At 74.5% G+C, this 14,323-nt stretch carries 13 protein-coding genes; 11 read left to right on the top strand and 2 right to left on the bottom strand.

All coding sequences use genetic code 11. The annotated features are described in order from the left end of the window. The first annotated feature begins 9 nt into the window (after nt 1-9). From IEZ10_RS22465 to IEZ10_RS22425, 9 genes are all read left to right on the top strand, one after another. On the top strand, nt 10-1,692 hold the full coding sequence (locus tag IEZ10_RS22465) for a prenyltransferase/squalene oxidase repeat-containing protein (RefSeq protein WP_229811518.1): 1,683 nt from the start codon (nt 10-12) through the stop codon (nt 1,690-1,692). Nucleotides 1,693-1,904: 212 nt separating this feature from the next. Beyond that, nucleotides 1,905-4,400 carry a sensor histidine kinase gene (locus IEZ10_RS22460; RefSeq protein ID WP_189248462.1) on the top strand — a complete coding sequence of 832 codons (2,496 nt, stop codon included), beginning with the start codon at nt 1,905-1,907 and terminating at the stop codon, nt 4,398-4,400. Between the two features lie 98 nt (nt 4,401-4,498). Beyond that, complete coding sequence (locus tag IEZ10_RS22455; protein WP_189248461.1) at nt 4,499-4,921, top strand: roadblock/LC7 domain-containing protein; 423 nt, start codon at nt 4,499-4,501, stop codon at nt 4,919-4,921. Next, nucleotides 4,921-5,307 (top strand): DUF742 domain-containing protein, encoded by a 387-nt coding sequence (locus IEZ10_RS22450; RefSeq protein WP_189248460.1) that lies wholly within the window; start codon nt 4,921-4,923, stop codon nt 5,305-5,307. Before IEZ10_RS22455 ends, IEZ10_RS22450 begins: the two co-directional genes overlap by 1 nt. Further along, the gene (locus tag IEZ10_RS22445) at nt 5,288-5,893 is read left to right on the top strand and encodes a GTP-binding protein (RefSeq protein ID WP_189248459.1); all 606 of its coding nucleotides are present in this window, start codon (nt 5,288-5,290) and stop codon (nt 5,891-5,893) included. The genes IEZ10_RS22450 and IEZ10_RS22445 overlap by 20 nt, the downstream gene beginning before the upstream one ends. Before the next feature lie 410 nt (nt 5,894-6,303). Further along, complete coding sequence (locus IEZ10_RS22440) at nt 6,304-8,331, top strand: CehA/McbA family metallohydrolase (RefSeq protein ID WP_189248458.1); 2,028 nt, start codon at nt 6,304-6,306, stop codon at nt 8,329-8,331. A 97-nt stretch (nt 8,332-8,428) separates the two neighbouring features. Beyond that, nucleotides 8,429-8,848 carry a hypothetical protein gene (locus tag IEZ10_RS22435; protein ID WP_229811537.1) on the top strand — a complete coding sequence of 140 codons (420 nt, stop codon included), beginning with the start codon at nt 8,429-8,431 and terminating at the stop codon, nt 8,846-8,848. 272 nt (nt 8,849-9,120) lie between these two features. After that, nucleotides 9,121-9,663, top strand: coding sequence for a phosphatase PAP2 family protein (locus tag IEZ10_RS22430; RefSeq protein ID WP_189248457.1), 543 nt, complete (start codon nt 9,121-9,123; stop codon nt 9,661-9,663). Between the two features lie 128 nt (nt 9,664-9,791). Further along, nucleotides 9,792-10,745 carry a hypothetical protein gene (locus IEZ10_RS22425; RefSeq protein WP_189248456.1) on the top strand — a complete coding sequence of 318 codons (954 nt, stop codon included), beginning with the start codon at nt 9,792-9,794 and terminating at the stop codon, nt 10,743-10,745. Nucleotides 10,746-10,880: 135 nt separating this feature from the next. On the opposite strand, the gene IEZ10_RS22420 is transcribed toward IEZ10_RS22425, so the two are convergent. Then, on the bottom strand, nt 10,881-11,150 hold the full coding sequence (locus IEZ10_RS22420) for a TFIIB-type zinc ribbon-containing protein (protein ID WP_189248455.1): 270 nt from the start codon (nt 11,148-11,150) through the stop codon (nt 10,881-10,883). 46 nt (nt 11,151-11,196) lie between these two features. Continuing rightward, nucleotides 11,197-12,264, bottom strand: coding sequence for a phosphotransferase (locus IEZ10_RS22415; protein ID WP_189248454.1), 1,068 nt, complete (start codon nt 12,262-12,264; stop codon nt 11,197-11,199). Nucleotides 12,265-12,492: 228 nt separating this feature from the next. On the opposite strand from IEZ10_RS22415, the gene IEZ10_RS22410 reads away from it, so the two are divergent. Together IEZ10_RS22410 and IEZ10_RS22405 are read left to right on the top strand one after the other, a co-directional pair. Next, nucleotides 12,493-13,392, top strand: a complete 900-nt coding sequence (locus IEZ10_RS22410) for a TIGR03619 family F420-dependent LLM class oxidoreductase (protein WP_189248453.1) — start codon at nt 12,493-12,495, stop codon at nt 13,390-13,392. Nucleotides 13,393-13,505: 113 nt separating this feature from the next. Continuing rightward, nucleotides 13,506-14,315 (top strand): HAD-IIA family hydrolase, encoded by an 810-nt coding sequence (locus IEZ10_RS22405; protein WP_229811517.1) that lies wholly within the window; start codon nt 13,506-13,508, stop codon nt 14,313-14,315. Nucleotides 14,316-14,323: the final 8 nt, after the last annotated feature.

Genomic DNA, 14,323 nt, shown 5'->3' with positions numbered 1-14,323 from the left:
GTGAGCGCCGTGAGCAGTGTGAGCGCCACCGCCCGGCCCGCCCCGGAGGCGCCCGGCCGGCTTCCGGCCCCGGGCGACCTGCCCGCCGCGGCGCGGGAGCTGGTGGCCGGGCTGCTGGCCGCGCCCTGGGGGCAGGTGTCGGCCTCGCCGTACGAGACCGGCCGGGTGGTGAGCCTGGCGCCGTGGCTGTCGGGGCACGCCGGGCGGATCGACTTCCTGATCGCCACCCAGCGGGGGGACGGCGGCTGGGGCCCTCCTGGCCACCACGGCCTCGTCCCCACCCTCAGCGCGGTCGAGGCGCTGCTGGCCGAGCGCCGGCGGGAGTCCTCCCCGGCCGACCGCGACCTGCTGGCCAAGGCCGCCGCCCGGGGGCTGGAGCTGGTGCGGGCCGGAGCGGTCCGGGGCCGGGAGGAGCCGCTGCCGGACATGCCGGCGATCGAGCTCATCGTGCCCCACCTGCTCGCCCTGATCGGCGGCCACCTCGACGCGGAGGATCCGGACACCGCCGGTCGTCTCGGCCCGGTGCCGGGGCCGTTCCCCGGCGCGGACGGCGCCAAGCTGGCGGCGGTCAGGCGGTGGATGGCCTCCGGCGCGGCCGTCCCGCAGAAGCTGGTCCACGCGCTGGAGTCGGCGGGACCGGAGGGGGCGGCCTCGCCGGTCATCGTCCCCACGCCGATGACCGCCGGCATGGCGGCCGTCGGCGCGTCGCCCGCGGCGAGCGCCGCCTGGCTGGCCGCGGCCCCGCGGCACGCCGGGCCGGAGGGGGACGCCTCCGGGGACGGCGCGCGCCCGCCCGGCGCGGCGGCCCCGGTGCGGCGGTACCTGGAGGAGGTGGTGTCGGTCTCCGGCGGGCCGGTGCCGTGCGCCCTCCCCATCACCGTGTTCGAGCGCGGCTGGACGCTGAGCTGGCTGCTGCGCGCCGGCCTTCCCGTGGAGGCGCCGCCGGAGCTGGCGGCGAGCCTGCGCGAGGGGCTGGGACCGGACGGGGTCGCCACCGGGCCGGGGCTGCCGGCCGACGCCGACACCACCTCCGTGGCGCTGCACGCCCTGGCGCTGCTCGGCGAGCCGCGCGAGCCGGAGGGGCTGTGGCCGTTCGAGCTGGAGACCCACTTCTGCACCTGGCGCGGCGAGGAGGGGATGTCCCCGACGACCAACGCCCACGTGCTCGACGCCTTCGGCGAGTACGTGCGCCGCCGCGGCGGCGAGCCCCGGCACGCGGCCGTCGTCGCCAAGCTCGTCTCCTGGCTGCGCGGCCGGCAGGACGGCGAGGGGAAGTGGACGGACCGCTGGCACGTCTCGCCGTACTACGCCACGGCCTGCTGCGCGATCGCCCTGACCGAGTTCGGCGGCCCGGAGTCGCGGGAGGCGGTCGGCCGGGCCGCGGAGTGGGTGCTCGCCACCCAGCGCCCGGACGGCTCCTGGGGCCGCTGGGAGGGCACCGCCGAGGAGACCGCCTACGCGCTGCAGACCCTGATGCTGACCGGCGCCGCCCGCGGCCGGGGGCGGGACGAGGTACGGCGGGAGCGGGACGCGGTACGGCGCGGCCGCGAGGCGCTGCTGGCGGCCCGGGACCACCGGCCGCCGCCGCTGTGGGTCGACAAGGACCTCTACCTGCCGGTGGCCATCGTTCAGGCGGCCGTCCTGGGAGCCCTTCACCTCTCCGGAAGGGAGATGGGCGCCATGCCGGAGTGAGCACCGGAAAAACCACCAGTGAACCCCCCGAAAAGGACAGAGGGGCATTATTGCTCACGCCTCGCCTTGAGGGTATTTGGGGATATTGCTAGGGTTTGCCGGGTGCATTGGGGATGTACCACTTATCCCTGCAAAGCGGCGACGGCGACTCATATGTGCTGACCGGTCCGCGACGAAACGGCCATTTCTCTGCTTTTTCCGGGGTTGATGCTATGCGCGTGCGTGACCCACGCCTGCGGACCAAGGTGACGGCGCTGCTGGTGTCACTTGTCGCGCTCTGGGCGTTCACCGCGTGGGTGACCGTCCGTGACGGCCTCAACATGCTGGGCGTGGCCACGCTCAGCACCGAGGTGGCCGACCCCGGCGAGCAGCTCATCGTCGCCCTGCAGGCAGAGCGCCGCCTCACCGCCGTCACGCTCGGCAGGCCCGGCGGGCCGCGCCAGCGGCAGCAGGCGCTGACCACCCAGCGCGGGCGCACCGACGAGGCCGCCGCGAGCTTCCGCACACTCACCGCCGGCCGCGCCGTGGAACTGCTGGGCGGCGACGCGCTCGGCAGGCACCTCGACGAGACCCGCCGGCTGCTCGACGACCTGGCCGCCGCGCGCGGGGCGATCGACAACGGGCAGATGGACCGCGCCCGCGCGGCCGCCATGTTCACCGGCATCGTCGACGCCGTCTTCCGCGTCTACGACTCCATGGCGACGCTGGACGACGAGGAGATCGCCGGGGACACCCGGGCGCTGATCAGGATGAACCGGGCCCGTGACCTCCTGGCCCAGGAGGACGCCCTGGTGGCGGGCGCCCTGACGGCGGGGCGGTTCACCGGCGCCGAGCGCGTCCAGCTCACCCAGCTCGTCGGCAACCGGCAGCTTCTGATCTCCCAGTCGATGGACGAGCTGCCCGACTCCGACCAGGACGCCTACCGGCGGCTGTCGGAAGGACAGCAGTTCACCCGGCTGCGCTCCCTGGAGACCCTGCTGATCGGCAACGACCAGGCGGTGCCCGCCGGGCTGGTCGACGCCCAGCAGTGGAGCGCGGTCGCCCAGCCGGCGCACTCCCGGCTGGCCGAGGTCGTGCTCGCCTCCGGCGCCGGCGTGGTCGAGCGGTCCGGGCCGGTCGCCACCGGCGTCATCGTCCGGCTGGCGCTGGCCGGCGGACTCGGCCTGATCGCCGTCATCGCCTCGATCGTGCTGGCCATCACCACCGCCCGCGCCCTGATCCGGCAGCTGGAGAAGCTGCGCGACGCGGCCCGGGAACTCGCCGACGAGCGGCTGCCGTCGGTGGTCGAGCGGATCGGCCACGGCCAGGAGGTCGACGTCGCGGCCGAGGCCCCCGAGCTGGAGTTCGGCAGCGACCAGATCGGCCAGGTCGGCCAGGCGTTCAACGCCGTGCAGCGCACCGCCATCAAGGTCGCCGCCGAGCAGGCCCAGCTCCGCCGTGACATCGCCGACATCCTGCGCAACCTCGCCCGCCGCACCCAGTCGCTCGTCCACCGCCAGCTCAGCGTGCTGGACGTCATGGAACGGCGGGAGGACGACCCGCAGGAGCTGCGGGACCTGTTCCGGCTCGACCACCTGGCGACCCGCATGCGGCGCTACGCCGAGAACCTCCTGGTGCTGGCCGGCGCCTCGCCCGGCCGCGCCTGGCGCGACTCGGTCCCGATGATCGACGTGGTCCGCGGCGCGCTGGCCGAGATCGAGGACTACACCCGGGTGGACGTGCTGCCCCTGGGAGACGCGAACCTGGAGGGACGCGCGGTCGGTGACGTCATCCACCTGGTGGCCGAGCTCGTCGAGAACGCCGCGTCCTTCTCCCCGCCCTACACGACCGTTCAGGTCAGCGGGGGCGTCGTGGCCCACGGCTACGCCCTGGAGATCGAGGACCGGGGCCTGGGCATGAGCCCGGAGGACATCGCCGCCGCCAACGAGCGGATCGCCAACCCCCCAGAGCTCAAGCTCGCCGGCAACGCCCGCCTGGGACTGTACGTGGTCAGCAGGCTGGCCGAGCGGCACGAGATCCGGGTGGCGTTCAAGGTCTCGCCGTACGGCGGCACGACGGTCGTCGTCCTCATCCCCCAGGAGCTGGTGAGCGAGGGCGAGGAAGACGGAGACGGCGGGCGGGACAGGTCCGGGGATCCCGGGATCCCCGCCGGCGTCACGGTGGAGAGCTCCGTACGGGTCCCCGAGGCGGTCTTCTCCGCCGCCCCGCGGGCGGGACTCCCCGCGGAGCCGTCCCCGGCGGCCGTGTCCTCCGGGCCGGGCGCCGCCTTCCGGGAGAGCCGGACCTGGGAGTCCGCGCGCCGGACCGCCGAGGTCTCCGGGGCCGCCCGTACCGCCCCGGTCACCGGCGAACGCGACGGGGACGGCGGGGACGGCGAACCGGTGGCGGCACACCGTACGGCCGCCGCCGCCGCGCCCGCGGCGCCGCCGGTCCTGCCGCCGCCCGACACCAGCCACACGCCCGGCGGTCTGCCGCGCCGCGTCCCGCAGACCAACCTCGCGGCCCCCCTCCAGGAGGAGCGCCCGTGGCCCGCCGAGCCCGAGGAACCGGCCGGGCCCGGCGGCGACGGCGAGCCCTCGCCGGACGCGATCCGCGCGGCCATGGCCTCCTTCCAGGCCGGCACACGCCGGGGCCGGTCCGAGGCCGCGCAGCTGCTCTCCGACGAGGACGACCCGGCGGACGGCCCGTTCCGGGAACACGACCGATGACGATTCCGTGACGACTCCGATCCGCGCCGGCGTCGGGGGCCGCCGCGGCGGGCGATCTAAGGCCCTTTCAGCAGAATTAAGCAGAAAGAGGACAACGAGTGGTGCAGGGAACAGGATCTTTCACCGACCTGGCCTGGTTGCTGGACGACCTGGTCGCGAGGGTGGAGGAGGCCGAGCACGGCATCGTCTTCTCCACCGACGGCCTGCTGCTGGCCGCCTCACGGGGGTTCGACCGGGCCGACGCCGAACACCTGGCCGCGGTGGGGTCGGCGATCCAGAGCCTGGGCCGGGGGGTCAGCGACCGCGTCGAGGGCGGCGCGGTGCGCCAGACCATCATCGAGATGCGGTCGGCGTACCTGATCGTGACCGCGGCCGGGCAGGGAGCCTGCCTGGCGGTGCTCTGCGCCCACCAGGCCGACGTCGGCCTGGTGGCCTACGAGATGGCCATGCTCGTCACCCGGGTCGGCCAGTACCTCACCTCACCGGCGCGCTCGGACCTCGCCGGGAACGACGGTCCGTGATGCCCGCCTCCGACGAGCATCCCGACACGCAGTGGGTGGGGGAGGCGGCCGGAGCGATCGTCCGGCCCTACGTCCTCACCCGCGGCAGAACCGAGCCCACCCGAGGCCGGTTCGACCTGATCACCCTGGCGGTGGCCGTGGGCCCCGCCCACGCGGGGGCGGGCGGTCTCGATCCGGAGTGCCAGGCCATCGTGCGCTTCTGCCGCCGGCCGCAGTCGGTGGCAGAGATCGCCGCGCACATCAACCTCCCGGCGGGCACGGTCCGCGTCCTGCTCAGCGACCTGCTCGACCAGGGACTCATCGCCACGCAAGAACCTCACTCGGAGACGGACATGCACGACGAGAAGCTCTACAAGGCGGTGCTGGATGGACTCCGTGCGCTCTGATCGCGACGCGGGGCGCGTCACGCTGCCCAAGGCGATCAAGATCCTGGTCGCCGGCGGTTTCGGAGCCGGCAAGACGACCCTGGTCGGGTCGGTGTCCGAGATCGAGCCGCTGCGAACCGAGGAGACCCTGACCCACCAGGGCATCGGGATCGACGACCTGTCGGGGGTGGAGGGCAAGAAGACCACCACGGTCGCGATGGACTTCGGCCGCATCACCATCGGCGACGACTACCGGCTGTACCTGTTCGGCACGCCCGGCCAGGAGCGGTTCTGGTTCCTGTGGGACGAGCTCGCCCTCGGCGCGCTGGGCGCGGTCGTGCTCGCCGACACCCGCAGGCTGGCCGACTGCTTCCCCTCCCTCGACTACTTCGAGCGGCGCGAGACGCCCTTCATCGTCGCGGTCAACTGCTTCGACGGCGCCCGCCGCTACGACCTCGACGAGGTACGGCTCGGCCTGACCCTCCACGAGGACATCCCGGTCGTGATGTGCGACGCCCGCCGCCGCGAGTCCGGCAAGGAGGTCCTGATCACGTTGGTGGAGCACGCGATGCGGATGCGCCTGGGCCCGGCGCCGAGCAGCCGCTGAGCCGGGCTCCCGGCGGCGCGGCCCCTCCCCGGCCGCGTGACGCCGCATGGCTCCGGTCCCGATTCCCGTCCCGGCCGCGTGGCACGACCTACCGCGCGGCCCCGTGCCTCCCGGCGGCGGCCCCCGGCCGTGCCGTCCGGTCACACGGCCCGGTCACGCGGCCCGATCGTGCGCCCTCCGATCACGCGGCCCGGTCACGCGGCCCGATCGTGCGCCCTCCGGCCGCGGCGTCCTCCGGCGTCCGCTCCGGGAGGGCCGCCGGAACCGGGGAAAGATCAGCCACAGTGGGTTGGCTTTTCTCCCACTAAGTAGTGATAAATCCTCCCGACGGGCGTGACGAGTCCATAGCGGTCCGTGTCCGGGTGCCACGATGACGGCGATCGTCAGGCGCCTCGTCACGGGGAGGAACCATGTGCCACGACCCGCTCCTGCCGCCCGCCGTCGCCCGGGCCACCGAGGAGTACCGCCGGCTGCTGGCCGAGCACGGCGTCACCTGGGGTGAGAACCCCATCTTCTACGTCAAGTCCATGGCGACCGACGCCTACCTCATGGGCACCGACACCTTCTGGGACGTCTGCCACGCCATGGTCGCCGCCCGCCACCCGGACCTGTCCCCCCAGGAGCGGCGCACCCGCCTGGTCCAGCTCGACATGGACGAGATCGTGCGCAACGTCCTGGACGGGCGGGTCCGTGACAACCTCGCCGCGCTCCGCCTCACCCCCGGCGGCCACACCCTGGAGGCGCTTCCGCAGGCCGTACTGGACGACCGGCCGCTGCGCACGACCCTGCTGCTCGACTCCGCCCGCGACGGGAGGACCACCGTCACGGTGGACGGCGAGACCCACGAGATCGCCCCGCGCGGCGCCCGGCTGGTCGGGATCACCAGCGCGAGCGAGGTCGTCGCCGACGGCCGCCGCGTGGACCTCTCGGCGCTGACCCGCCCGGCCGCCACCGCCCGCCTGCGGCTGCGCGCCGGGTTCCCCTGCCGGTGGAGCGTCCACGGCGAGCACGAGCAGGGCTGGTACCCCGAGGGCGTCCCCGCCCGCCGCGACTACCACGTGCTGCCCTACTTCCACGGCGACGACGTCGTGCTGGACGTCCCCGCCGAACGGCTGACCGTGCGGGTGACCCGGGGCATGGAGTACGGCGCCGCCCAGGTGGAGGTCACCCCGGCGGCCGGCGAGGAGACCCTGGTCGAGCTGACCCCGGAGCGCCTCTACGACGCCGCGGCACGCGGCTGGTACGGCGGCGACATGCACGTCCACCTCAACTGGGCCGGCGACACCGTCGGCCTGCCCGAGCACGCCGCCGCCATCCAGCACGGCGAGGACCTGCACGTGCTCAACCTGGTCGCCGGGAACGTCTCCTCCCCGCGCGTCTACGACGCCGAGGCGCTGGCGCACTGGGCGGGGCGGGACCTGCCGTGGTCGGACGCCACCCACCTGGCCAGGCTCGGCGTCGAGTACCGCAACGACCTGCTCGGCCACCTGTACGCCTTCGGCGTCTCGGCCCCGCCCGGACGGTTCCACACCGGCTTCGCCGGCACCGCCGACTGGCCGCCCAACGCCACCGGCTGCGAGGAACTCCGCGGCCTCGGGGCGCTCCTCGGCTACAGCCACCCCTTCCACGCCGCGGCCACCGACGCCGACGGCCCCGAGGTGGGCCTGGCCTCGGGCCGCAACTGCACGGCGCGGGAGATCGTCGCCGACGCCGCGCTCGGCCTGGTCGACAGCCTCGACGTGCTCAGCCAGACCACGATCACCGGGCCCGCCGCGATCTACCGGCGGCTGATCGGCGCGGGCAACCGGCTCGCGGTCACCGCGGGCACCGACGCGATGATCTCCTTCGCCCGGCGCGGCAACCAGTCCAACCCGCCGGGCTGGGCCCGCGTCTACGCCCGGGTGGACGGACCGCTCACCGCCGCCTCGTTCGCCGAGGCCGTACGGCGGGGCCGCACCTTCGGCACCACCGGCCCCTGGCTGGAGCTGTCGGCCGGCGGCCGGGGACCCGGCGAAACCCTGGACCTCTCGCCCGGCGACCGGGTCCCGATCGTCGTGCGCTCGATCGGCCCCGAGGTGGAGCGGCTGGAGATCCGCACCGCCGACGGCGTCCTGGCCGAGGGGCCGCCCGGCGAGCTGACCGCGGAACTGATCGCCGGCGACCCCACCTACGTCGTCGCGGTGGCCGTCGGCGGCCCGCACGAGCGGTCACTGACCGGTGAGGGCGTCCACGCCCACACCAGCCCGGTCTACCTCGACGTGGCCGGCCGCCACGTGGCCAGGCCCGAGGACGTCCGCTGGTGCCTGGACTGGCTGGACGGACTGGAGGCGATGGTCCGCGACCTCGGGGTCTTCGACCGTCCCGGGCAGCTCGACGACCACCTGGCCCTCTACGAGCGCGCCCGGCGCGTCTACCGCTCCCGCCTCGCCGGCGCCTGACCGCCCCGCCGGTGGTTCCGGGCCCCGGACGCCGCCGGGCCGTACGGCGGTGCCCTCCGGGGCGGTGCCGGTGCGGCTCGCTACGCTGAGCCGGGTGATGTACCGAACGGGGCTGGTCGCCCTGCTGCTGGTGACGCTGGCCGGGGGCTGCGGCTCCGGAAGCGCCGTCAAGGACGTCGGCACGGTCTTCCACGGGAGCGTCGGCAGGACCGTGGAGGTCCGGGTCACCCCGGGCGCGCGGTTCGCGCTGGCGGTGGACGACGACGAGCGGGCCGGCGACGACTGGGAGATGGGCGATCTGCCCGACGTCGCGGTGGCCTCCTTCATCAGCGAGGAACCCAGCCCCGCCTCCGGCGCCGCGGGCCCGGCCCGCTACTTCATCTTCAACGCCAAGCACCCGGGCACGACCACCGTCACGATCTCCAACTGCCGCCGCTGCCAGAACGGCCGGACGCCCCCGGACGACGCGAGCAGGCGCGCCTCGGGCGACGCCGTCTTCCGGATCACCGTCGGCTGACGGACGGGCGGGAGACGGACGCGGTACGCCCCGGCGGGTGGGGCGGCGACACGGAAGCACGCGTCCGGTCGTCCGTTCCGGTCGTCCGTTCCGCGGACGGCCGGGCGGAGAGGACGGCCGGCCGCGTGGAAAGGGCGGGCGTGCGGGAAGACGGTGAGACGGCCGGTCGGCCGCGTGGAAAGGGCTGCCGTGCGGGAAGCCGTGCGGGAAGACGGTGAGAGGGTCGGCCGGCCGCGCGGGAAGGCGAGAGGCCGTACGGGAAGGTGGTGCGCATGCGGGTGAGGTCATGGCTGAGCAGGCTGGACCGGAGGCTCTTCGCCGCGGTGGCGGGGGCGCATCTGCCCGGCCTGGAGCGTTTCGTGCCCGCGCTGTCCCGCGCCGCCGACAACTCGCTGCTGTGGGCCGGGCTGGCCGGGGCGCTGGCGGCCACCGGCCGCCGGCCGCTGCGCCGCGCCGCGACGCGCGGCCTGCTCGCGATCAGCCTGGCCAGCCCGCTGGTGAACCTGGTGGGCAAGCAGATCTTCGGCCGCACCCGCCCCTCGGCCGAGGGGCTGCCGCTGGAGCGGCTGATCCGCAGGCCGGTGTCGGCCTCGTTCCCGTCCGGCCACTCCGCCTCCGCCGCCGCGTTCGCCACGGCCGTGGCGCTGGAGGCGCCCCCGGCGGTCGCGGTCCCGATCGGCGCGCTGGCCGCGGGGGTCTGCTTCTCCCGCGTCTACACCGGCGTCCACTACCCGGGCGACGTGCTCGCCGGGGCGGTCACCGGCATGGCGGCGGGGCTGACCGTCCGGCGGCTGTTGCCGGGCATCCATAAATAGCGCATTTATTCACTTTGAAGGAAAATTCATCTTACTGAGCGCTATTTATCTGTATTGGTAGATATAGCGGTGGCGGGCTGGGGATCCGCCATTGACGTGCGATGATCTATCAGGCGATAGTGGGACAGGTGACCACCCCCCGGCTGCTTTCCTGCGTCGTGATCACCGCCCTGACCCTGTGCGCCTGCACGGCAGGCGACCGCGAGCCCGCCGCAGACCGGCCCGCGACCGGCGCGGGGGCCGGCGGGACGACCTCCTCCTCCGGCACGCCGGCCCCCGCCGTCCTGACCGCCGAGGCGTACCGGAGCGAACTGGAGAAGGCGCGCGGCCCAGTGCGCGACGCGTTGCGGAAACTCGCCGCGGCCGACGGGCCGAAGAGCCTCGACGGGCGGCTGGAGCGGGCCTCGACCACGGTGAACGACGCGGTGACCCGGCTGGCGGAGCTGACACCGCCCACCGAGGTCGGGACCGCGCACGACGCCTACCTGACGGCGCTGCGCCGGTTCGCCGCCGCCTTCGACACCGCGCGCCAGGAGGCGCAGAACCAGGAGGTCTGCACCGGCCCGGCCGTGCTGACCAGGATGGAGCGCGAGGACGAGCTGCCCGCGGTGCGTGAGGCCGCGAGCTCGCTGACCGGATACCCCGCCGACGTCGTGCCGGTCAAGGCGGCCGCGCAGCGCACCCGCCGCCTGCCCAACGGCCGCTACATCCGGTCCGAGAGCCGTACCGGGCGCGGCTACCTGGAGCTGCGCAACGGCAACCGCCAGGACGCCGTCGTCGTCCTGGTGCGGGGGAAGAAGAAGGTCGTCACCGTCTACGTGCGCAAGAAGTCGAAGTTCAAGGTCCGCGGCGTGCGGGACGGCAGCTACAAGGTCTACTACACCCTCGGCGACGACTGGGACTCCCGGGCCGGGACCTTCACCCGGTCGTGCGCCTTCGAGCGGTTCGAGAAGGCGCTGCGGTTCCGGACGACCTACACCGCGACCCAGATCAGCTGGAAGAACTGGACCCTCACCCTGAACCCCGTCATCGGGGGCAACGCCCGCTCCCGGCGGGTCAAGCCGGGCGACTTCCCGACCTGACGACTTCCCGACCTGACGGCAGCCCGACCTGACGGCAGCCCGACCTGACGGCGGCCCGACCTGACGGCGGCCCGCCCCGGGCGGGCGGGCCGCGCCCGCCTTCGCCGGGGCGGGGAGGGCGGGCGCGGCGGCCGGTCAGGTCGAGAAGAGCATGCCCACCCAGCTGCGCTGGCGGTGGTGGCCGTAGTGACCGTGGTGCGGCGCACCCCAGCCCGGGGCGCCGTGCGCCGGCGGGGGAGGCGGCGGCGCGGAGTGGTGCTGCTGGGACCACTGGCTCTCGATGCGGGTGAGGGTCTCCAGCTCGCCGTAGTCAAGGAAGATCCCTCGACAGCTCTCGCACTGGTCGATGTGGACGCCGTTGCGCTCGTAGGTGCGCATCAGGCCCCGGCACTTCGGGCACTGCATGTGGCCGATCTCCTTGTTGTTCGCGTTTCCTTGAAGTACCCATAACCTACTGCGCGGGTGCGCCGTGGCAGGCGTTTCTGGCCCGGGCAATCTTCTCGCACGTGTCGAGGAGGGCGTGCTCGACCTCGTCCAGCGGCCGGCCGGCCCGCTCGGCCTTGTCGATCGAGGCCGCCGCGAGCTGCACGGTCATCGCCTGGGCGGGCAGGTCGAGCCGCGGCCACGGGTCGTCGCCCTCGGCTCCGGCGGCGCGCCCGCCGGCCGCCCGGTAGGCGGCGAGGAAGCCGTGCCAGACGGACGGCTCCAGCAGCCCGGCCGCGAACCACGCCGCGGGCCGCGCCAGGTCCCAGGCCGGGTCGCCGGTCCCCAGGTCGTCGATGTCGATGAGGATCCACTCGCCCCCGACGCTGACGAGCTGGCCCATGTGCCAGTCGCCGTGGGCGAGCGAACCCGCGGCGGCGCCCGTCGCACCGGGCGTGACGGGCACGCCCGGGAGACCGGAGGCGCCGGGAGAGCCGGGGGATCCGGGAGCGCCGGCGGAGTCGAGGGGGACGCGGGGGCCGGGCAGCCCCGCGGCGGGGGCGGCGAAGCCGTCCGGGGAACCCGGTGAGTCCGGGGAGACGGGCGAACCGGGCAGGGGCAGGCAGGCCAGGGTGCGGCGCACCAGGTCCGCGGCGGGGGAGCGGCCCTCCAGCCGGGCGACCGTCGCCGCGACCCGGGCCGGGCCGCCCGCCGGGGGCAGCGGGGGCAGCGCCCGCGCCGGTACGGCGTGCAGCCGGGCCAGCAGCCGCGCCGCCGCCGCCCACGGGGCCGCGTCCGGGTCGCCCGGGTCCACCGGGGTGCCCGCGGGCCACACGGTGACGAGCCTGCCGCGCACGGCGGTGACCTCCTCGGTCACCGGCCCGAGCACGATCCCGCGCAGCGCCGGATGCGCCGCGGCCCGCACCCGCAGCTCCAGCGGCTCCCGCGGCGAGCCGGGGCCGTGAGCCTTGACCACGATGGACCCGGCCCGGACGATCACCACGTCCGGCCGGGTCGGGACGACCTCGGCGGGGCCGTCGCCGTGCCGCTCGGCCAGCCGCCGGAGGTCGTCGATGAGATCGTCGCTGTCGCTCACCCGCCAAGTGAACCACCGATCGCCGGTCCCGCCGTACCGCCGCCGGGGAGCCCGGCGTGCGGCCCCGGTCCCGGTCCCGGTCCCGGCTCCGTCGCGCCGGTCCCGGTCCCGCCGTACGGGTGCCGGGAGGGTCCGCCGTACCGGCGCCGGGAGCGCGCCGTGCCGGAGTCCGGGGCGCGCCGTGCCGGAGTCCGGGCCCGGCGCGCCGCGCGGCATACAGTGCGGTGCATGAGGATCGGATTCGCGGTGCCGGTGTCGGGGTCCTGGGCGACGCCGGGCAACATGACGCGGGTCGCCCGCAGAGCCGAGGAACTCGGCTACCACGAGGTGTGGACCTTCCAGCGGCTGCTGTACCCGCAGGGGCACCCGATGGGCCCGGTGTACCGCAGCGTGCACGACCCGGTGGTCACGCTCGCCTATCTCGCCGGGGTGACCTCCCGCATCAGGCTGGGGGTGGCGGTGCTGAACATGCCGTTCGCCTCGCCCGCGCTGACGGCCAAGCAGCTCGCCACCCTGCAGGCGGTGTCGGGCGGGCGGCTGGACGTGGGACTCGGGCTGGGGTGGCTGCGGGAGGAGTTCGTCGCCTCCGGAGTGCCGTTCGAGCTGCGCGGCCGGCGGGGGGAGGAGTTCGTCCACCTGCTGCGCCGGCTCTGGGCGGAGGACGTCGTCGAGCACCGGGGGGAGTTCTACCGGCTGCCGCCGGTGCACCAGGACCCGAAGCCGCTCACCCCGCCGCCGATCCTGCTGGGCGGGGGCGCGGAGCCCGCTCTGCGCCGCGCGGGGCGGCTGGCGGACGGCTGGATCAGCGCGAGCCGGGAGGACCTCGACGGCATCGATCAAAAAATCTACATCGTAAAGGAGGCGGCTCGGGAGGCCGGACGCGACCCGGGGGGACTGCGGTTCGTCACGCGGTGCGTCACCCGGGTCCGGCCGTCGGACGGCCCCGGCCGGACGCCGATGACCGGCTCGTTCGAGGAGATCCGCCGGGACGTGGACCGGCTGGAGGCCAAGGGCGTCACCGACGTCTTCCACGACCTCAACTTCGACCCGGAGATCGGCTCGCCGGACGCCGACCCGGTGGAGTCGATGCGCCGCGCCGAGGCGGCGCTGGAGGCCCTCGCGCCCTGACCTCCCGGCCTCCCGGCCTTTCACGTCCCGGTTCCCCCGCGTCCCGACCTCCCGCGCGCCGCTCGCAGCCCTCCTGCCATCCTTGTCCCGACGGACTGTTTGATCCCGATGCCATGGAAGATGGGGGAACGGTGGAGATGCGCAAGCCGATCGAGTGCTGGCTGTCGGACATGGACGGGGTGCTCGTCCACGAGGGGCACCCCGTGCCCGGCGCCGACGAGTTCATCCGGCGCCTGCGCGAGTCCGGCAAGCGGTTCATGGTCCTGACCAACAACTCCATCTACACGCAGCGGGACCTGGCCGTACGGCTGCGCGCGGCGGGGCTGGACATTCCGCCGGAGGCGATCTGGACGTCGGCGCTCGCCACCGCCCAGTTCCTCAACCTGCAGCGCCCCGGCGGCTCCGCCTACGTGATAGGGGAGGCCGGGCTGACCACCGCCCTGCACGAGGCGGGGTACGTGCTGACCGACATCGACCCCGACTACGTGGTGCTCGGTGAGACCCGCACCTACAGCTTCACGCAGGTCACCCGGGCCGTCCGGCTGATCGAGGGCGGCGCCCGGTTCATCGCCACCAACCCCGACCCGGTGGGCCCGTCCACCGAGGGGTCGCTGCCGGCCACCGGCGCGGTCGCGGCGATGATCACCAAGGCGACGGGCGTCTCGCCGTACTTCATCGGCAAGCCCAACCCGATGATGATGCGCAGCGCGCTGCGGGCCATCGACGGGCACAGCGAGAGCACCGCGATGATCGGCGACCGGATGGACACCGACATCGTCTCGGGCATGGAGGCGGGGCTGCACACGATCCTGGTGCTCACCGGCGTCATGGGCGGCGACCAGGTGGACCGCTACCCGTTCCGCCCGTCCCAGGTGGTCAACTCGGTGGCGGACCTGGTCGACATGATCGACTCGGGGGTGTGACGGGCCCG

The sequence above is a fragment of the Streptosporangium pseudovulgare genome, from assembly GCF_014648055.1.
Classification (GTDB): Bacteria; Actinomycetota; Actinomycetes; order Streptosporangiales; family Streptosporangiaceae; genus Streptosporangium; species Streptosporangium pseudovulgare.
The sequence above is the reverse complement of the archived record's forward strand: the minus strand, read 5'-3'. Positions and strand labels throughout refer to the sequence as shown.

Coding starts and splice junctions, on each gene's coding strand:
- IEZ10_RS22460 (WP_189248462.1), top strand. CDS start 1,905: ATGCGCGTGCGTGACCCACGCCTGCGGACCAAGGTGACGGCGCTGCTG.
- IEZ10_RS22450 (WP_189248460.1), top strand. CDS start 4,921: ATGCCCGCCTCCGACGAGCATCCCGACACGCAGTGGGTGGGGGAGGCG.
- IEZ10_RS22445 (WP_189248459.1), top strand. CDS start 5,288: ATGGACTCCGTGCGCTCTGATCGCGACGCGGGGCGCGTCACGCTGCCC.
- IEZ10_RS22440 (WP_189248458.1), top strand. CDS start 6,304: ATGTGCCACGACCCGCTCCTGCCGCCCGCCGTCGCCCGGGCCACCGAG.
- IEZ10_RS22435 (WP_229811537.1), top strand. CDS start 8,429: ATGTACCGAACGGGGCTGGTCGCCCTGCTGCTGGTGACGCTGGCCGGG.
- IEZ10_RS22430 (WP_189248457.1), top strand. CDS start 9,121: ATGCGGGTGAGGTCATGGCTGAGCAGGCTGGACCGGAGGCTCTTCGCC.
- IEZ10_RS22420 (WP_189248455.1), bottom strand. CDS start 11,150: ATGCAGTGCCCGAAGTGCCGGGGCCTGATGCGCACCTACGAGCGCAAC.
- IEZ10_RS22410 (WP_189248453.1), top strand. CDS start 12,493: ATGAGGATCGGATTCGCGGTGCCGGTGTCGGGGTCCTGGGCGACGCCG.
- IEZ10_RS22405 (WP_229811517.1), top strand. CDS start 13,506: ATGGAAGATGGGGGAACGGTGGAGATGCGCAAGCCGATCGAGTGCTGG.